We start from the raw sequence: 4,621 nt of genomic DNA on the forward strand, positions 1-4,621 counted from the left end.
GTAGAGCCAGACGCCGTCCCCGCGCACGAGATGCAGCGGCGTCTCGTACATCAGCCGATAGGCCGGCCCGAGGACGCGCGCGCGCCGCTCGACCAGCGCCTCGTTGTCGGGGCTGAGGTTGCCGCGCCCCGGCACGAAGGCGTTGGGCATGGAGAGATCGGCGGTGGCGCTCATGCTTGTCGGGCTCCGGCGGGTCGATCGACCGGGATCGGTCGCGGCGACCAGCCATCGGCCGCCGATTGCGATACATGATATACCAAAATTCCGGGGCGGAAAAGGCGATGCGGGGAGCTTCGAGGCTGGATGCCGACCGCATGAACCGTCGCCGGACGCCACCGCTTCGGCTTGCCGGATCATCGTATATGGTATATCAAAAATGGGCGGAGGGCCTGTCGGTTTTCCGCTTCACGAAGCCATCTGGCGAAAGGCCGGCCATGTCCCAGTCCGAGATCGCCGAGCCGCGTTCGGCCTTTACCACGGCAGCGCCCGCCTTCGGCCTCGACGAGATCGAGCGGATGGTGCGCGAGCGCTATGGGATCGCGGCCCGCGCCTCGATGCTGACCAGCGAGCGCGACCTCACGGTGCGCCTCGACGCCGAGGACGGCGCGCGCTTCGTCCTCAAGATCGCCAACGCCGCCGAGGATCCGGGCGTCTCGGAGTTCCAGAACCGGGCGCTCGAACATCTCGCCCGCACGGTGCCGGACGTGCCCGCCTCGCGCCTCGTGCGCACGCTGGACGGCGCGCCGGAATTCTTCGCGCCGTGTGACGGCGAGCACCATTTCACGCGCCTCCTGACCTGGTTGCCCGGCCGCCCGCTGTTCGGAGCCGCGCGCACGCCCGCCCAGATGCTGGCCCTTGGCACGGCGCTCGGCCGGCTCGCCAAGGGATTGGCGGACTTTTCGCACCCCGCCGCCGAGCACGAGATCGTCTGGGACATCCGGCGCTCGCCCGGCCTTCTGCAGCACACGCGCTATGTCGCCGATCCCGCGCTGCGGGCGCGCGTCACCCGGATCTTCGAAGCCTTCCGCGACGAGATCGCGCCGCGCGAGGACGCGTTGCGGATGCAGGTCGTCCACAACGACTTCAACCCGTTCAACCTCCTGGTGGACGAGGCCGACACCGACCGCCTGACGGGTATCCTCGACTTCGGCGACCTCGTCCGGACGCCCGCGATCTATGATCTCGCGATCGCCAGCGCCTATCAGGTGGCCGACGAGGGCCATCCGTTCGAGCCGGTGGCCGCGCTCGTGTCGGCCTATCATGCCGTGCATCCCGTGCCGGAGGCCGAGCTCGATCTCCTGCCGCAGCTCGTCGGCGTGCGGCAGGCGATGACGATCACGATCGGCGAATGGCGCGCCAGCCGCTATCCCGAGAACGCCCCCTACATCCTGCGCAACCATGCCAAGGCCCGCTCGGCCATGGCGCGCTGCGAGGCGGTGCCGCTTGATGAGGCGCGCGAGATGCTGCGCCGCGCCTGCGGGGTCTAGCCAGTCCCGAAGCCCGCGGTGCCGCCGCTGCCGAGGCGCGGCGAGGGCGTGTCGAGGCTGAGCGCGGCGTCGCGGAAGCGGATCGGCGTGCGCAGGCCCGGCACCCCGTCCGGCTCGATCCGCATGCCGCGGTGAAGGACCTGGGGGTCGGCGAAGACGTCGGCGAGCGTGTTGATCGGGCCGGCCGGCACGCCCTCGCGCTCCAGATCGGCGAGCAGCGCGTCGCGCGCCATGAGAAGAAGCCGCCCCTCCATGATCGCGACCAGCGCCGCCCGGTGGGCGACGCGGGCCTCGTTGGTGGCAAAGCGCGGGTCTGAGCCAAGGTCCGGCTCGCCGATCACGGCGGCAAGCCTTGCGAACTGCCGGTCGTTGCCGCAGGCGATGACCACATGCCCGTCGGCGACCGCAAAGCCCTGATAGGGCACGATGTTGGGATGGGCGTTGCCGAGGCGCTTCGGCGCCGTGCCGCTGGCGAAGTAGTTCAGCGCTTGGTTGGCGAGCACACCGGTCATGCAGTCCATCAGCGCCATGTCGACATGGTCGCCGCGCCCCGTCCGCTCGCGCCGCGCCAGCGCCGCCTGGATCGCGATCACGCCGTAGAGACCGGTGAAGATGTCGGCGAACGCGACGCCGATCTTTTGCGGCGTGCCGTCGGGCTCGCCGGTGAGGTCCATGATCCCGCCCATCGCCTGGATCATGAAGTCGTAGCCGGCCCTTTGCGCATAGGGGCCGTCCTGCCCGAAGCCGGTGACCGAGCAGTAGACGAGGCGCGGGTTCGCCTTCGACAGCGTCTCGTAGTCGAGGCCGTATTTCACGAGGCCCCCGACCTTGAAGTTCTCGACGAGGACGTCGGCCTCGAGCGCAAGCCGGCGTACCAGCGCGCGGCCCTCCTCGGTCGAGAAGTCGGCGACGACCGACCGCTTGCCCCTGTTGGCGGCGTGGAAATAGGCGGCCGTCCTTTCGCCGTCGTGGGTGACGAAGGGCGGGCCCCAGCGGCGGGTGTCGTCGCCGTCCGGCGCCTCGACCTTGATCACTTCGGCGCCGAGATCGGCCAGCGTCTGGCCGATCCAGGGCCCGGCGAGGATGCGGGCGAGTTCGAGGACCTTGAGGCCCTTCAGCGGCGCATCCGCCATCAGAAGAAGGCCTGGAGCCCGGTCTGCGCGCGGCCGAGGATCAGCGCGTGGACGTCGTGCGTGCCCTCGTAGGTGTTCACCGTCTCGAGGTTCTGCGCGTGGCGCATCACGTGATACTCGCCCATGATGCCGTTGCCGCCGTGCATGTCGCGGGCCTCGCGCGCGATGGCGAGCGCCTTGCCGCAGTTGTTGCGCTTGACGATCGAGATCATCTCCGGCGCCATGCGGCCTTCATCGAAGAGGCGCCCGACCCGAAGCGAGGCCTGGAGGCCGAGCGCGATCTCGGTCTGCATGTCGGCGAGCTTGCGCTGGACGAGCTGCGTCTGCGCCAGCGGGCGGCCGAACTGCGTGCGCTCCAGCGTATAGCTGCGCGCGCGGTGCCAGCAGTCCTCGGCAGCGCCGAGCGCCCCCCAGGAAATGCCGTAGCGCGCCCGGTTGAGGCAGCCGAACGGACCCTTCAGGCCCGAGACGTTCGGCAGCAGCGCGTCCTCGCCGACCTCGACGCCGTCCATCACGATCTCGCCGGTGATCGAGGCGCGCAGGCTGAGCTTGCCCTCGATCTTCGGCGCGGTCAGGCCCTTCATGCCCTTGTCGAGCACGAAGCCGCGGATCGCCCCGTCATGGGCGTCCGACTTCGCCCAGACGACGAAGACGTCGGCGATCGGCGCGTTGGAGATCCACATCTTGGCGCCGTTCAGGACATAGCCGCCGTCCGTCTTGCGCGCCACGGTGCGCATGCCGGCGGGATCGGAGCCGGCGTCGGGTTCGGTGAGGCCGAAGCAGCCGATCCATTCGCCGCTGGCGAGCTTGGGCAGGTATTTGCGGCGCTGTTCCTCCGACCCGTAGGCGTAGATCGGATACATCACCAGCGAGGACTGGACCGACATCATCGAGCGGTAGCCCGAATCCACACGCTCCACCGCGCGCGCCACCAGCCCGTAGGACACGTAGGAGGCGCCGGCGCAGCCGTACTCCTCCGGCAGCGTCACGCCGAGAAGGCCGAGTTCGCCCATCTCGCGGAAGATCTCGGGGTCGGTCGTCTCCTTGAGATAGGCCTCGACGATGCGCGGGCGCAGGCGCTCCTCGGCGAACCCTGCGGCCGTCTCGGAGATCAGTCGCTCGTCCTCGCTCAGCTGGTCGGCGAGGAGGAACGGGTCGGTCCAGTCGAAGCTCGCCTTGGAGGTCCTGGCGAGCGTGGCGGACGGGACGGCGCTGGCGGGAAGGGCGGACATGATCGCATCTCCTGTCTGATGCCAGCGACTTTGCGCCCGCTCGCGCGCCCGCGCAAACGATGATATCGGATCGAAACATTCATGAATTCGATGAAGTCGGCCGATGCGACCCGCCTATCACCCGACGATCGCCGAGCTGCGCGCCTTCGTTGCCTGCATGGACAAGGGGTCGGTGACGGAGGCCGCCGCCGGCCTCAACCTCACGCAGAGCACGGTCAGCCGCTCGCTCGCGCTCCTGGAGGACAAGCTCGGCGTGCCGCTCTTCCACCGCGTGCGCAAGCGCCTCGTGCCCTCCGATGCCGGGCGGCTCTTCGCGGTGGACGCGGCGGCCATCCTCGCCCGGCTCGACGAGGCGAGCGTCAAGACCATGGCGTTCGGCGGGCGGCGCGAGATCCTGAACTTGGCCGTCCTGCCGACCTTTGCCGCGCGCTGGCTCGCCCCGCGCCTCGTCGCCTTCTCGCGCGCCGAGCCCGGCATCAGCCTCAACGTCAGCGCGAGGCTCGGCGCGGTGGACTTCGACCGCGACGGGTTCGACGCGGCGATTCGGCGTGCGGGCGCGGCGGCGGGAAGCGGGGGCGGTCTCGTCCTCCAGGCCGACCGGCTCTGCGCGGTCGCGAGCCCCGAGCTTCTCGCAGGGCGCGAGACGGCGGGGGAGGGGGCGCTGACCGGCCTTCCGCTCCTGCAGCAGGCGACGCGCCCGACGCTCTGGCTCGAATGGTTCCGCGAGGCCGGGCTCGACGCGCGCGACATCCTGCGCGGCCACCGGTTC

General features: G+C 70.0%; 4 protein-coding genes and 1 pseudogene. 2 read left to right on the forward strand and 3 right to left on the reverse strand.

Going from position 1 to position 4,621, the window contains the following annotated elements; translation table 11 throughout:
* Positions 1-150, reverse strand: a pseudogene (locus tag QZ753_RS21060) (aspartate aminotransferase family protein); the annotation flags it as partial.
* Between the two features lie 284 nt (positions 151-434).
* Here QZ753_RS21060 and QZ753_RS14255 point away from each other — a divergent pair.
* Positions 435-1,487: a phosphotransferase gene (locus QZ753_RS14255; RefSeq protein ID WP_294644508.1), complete on the forward strand. Its 1,053-nt coding sequence runs from the start codon at positions 435-437 to the stop codon at positions 1,485-1,487.
* Here QZ753_RS14255 and QZ753_RS14260 read toward each other — a convergent pair.
* Both QZ753_RS14260 and QZ753_RS14265 read right to left on the reverse strand, forming a co-directional pair.
* Positions 1,484-2,620, reverse strand: a complete 1,137-nt coding sequence (locus QZ753_RS14260) for a CaiB/BaiF CoA-transferase family protein (protein ID WP_294644510.1) — start codon at positions 2,618-2,620, stop codon at positions 1,484-1,486. The genes QZ753_RS14255 and QZ753_RS14260 overlap by 4 nt on opposite strands.
* Positions 2,620-3,852, reverse strand: coding sequence for an acyl-CoA dehydrogenase (locus QZ753_RS14265; protein WP_294644511.1), 1,233 nt, complete (start codon positions 3,850-3,852; stop codon positions 2,620-2,622). Before QZ753_RS14265 ends, QZ753_RS14260 begins: the two co-directional genes overlap by 1 nt.
* 103 nt (positions 3,853-3,955) lie before the next feature.
* On the opposite strand from QZ753_RS14265, the gene QZ753_RS14270 reads away from it, so the two are divergent.
* The coding region (locus QZ753_RS14270; RefSeq protein ID WP_294644512.1) for a LysR family transcriptional regulator at positions 3,956-4,621 on the forward strand (666 nt) is incomplete at its 3' end.

It is taken from the genome of uncultured Aureimonas sp. (genome assembly GCF_913775355.1).
Lineage (GTDB): Bacteria > Pseudomonadota > Alphaproteobacteria > Rhizobiales > Rhizobiaceae > Aureimonas.

Bases quoted from the DNA above. Each gene is read 5' to 3' on its own strand.
- QZ753_RS14255 (WP_294644508.1), top strand. From the start codon at position 435: ATGTCCCAGTCCGAGATCGCCGAGCCGCGTTCGGCCTTTACCACGGCA.
- QZ753_RS14260 (WP_294644510.1), bottom strand. From the start codon at position 2,620: ATGGCGGATGCGCCGCTGAAGGGCCTCAAGGTCCTCGAACTCGCCCGC.
- QZ753_RS14265 (WP_294644511.1), bottom strand. From the start codon at position 3,852: ATGTCCGCCCTTCCCGCCAGCGCCGTCCCGTCCGCCACGCTCGCCAGG.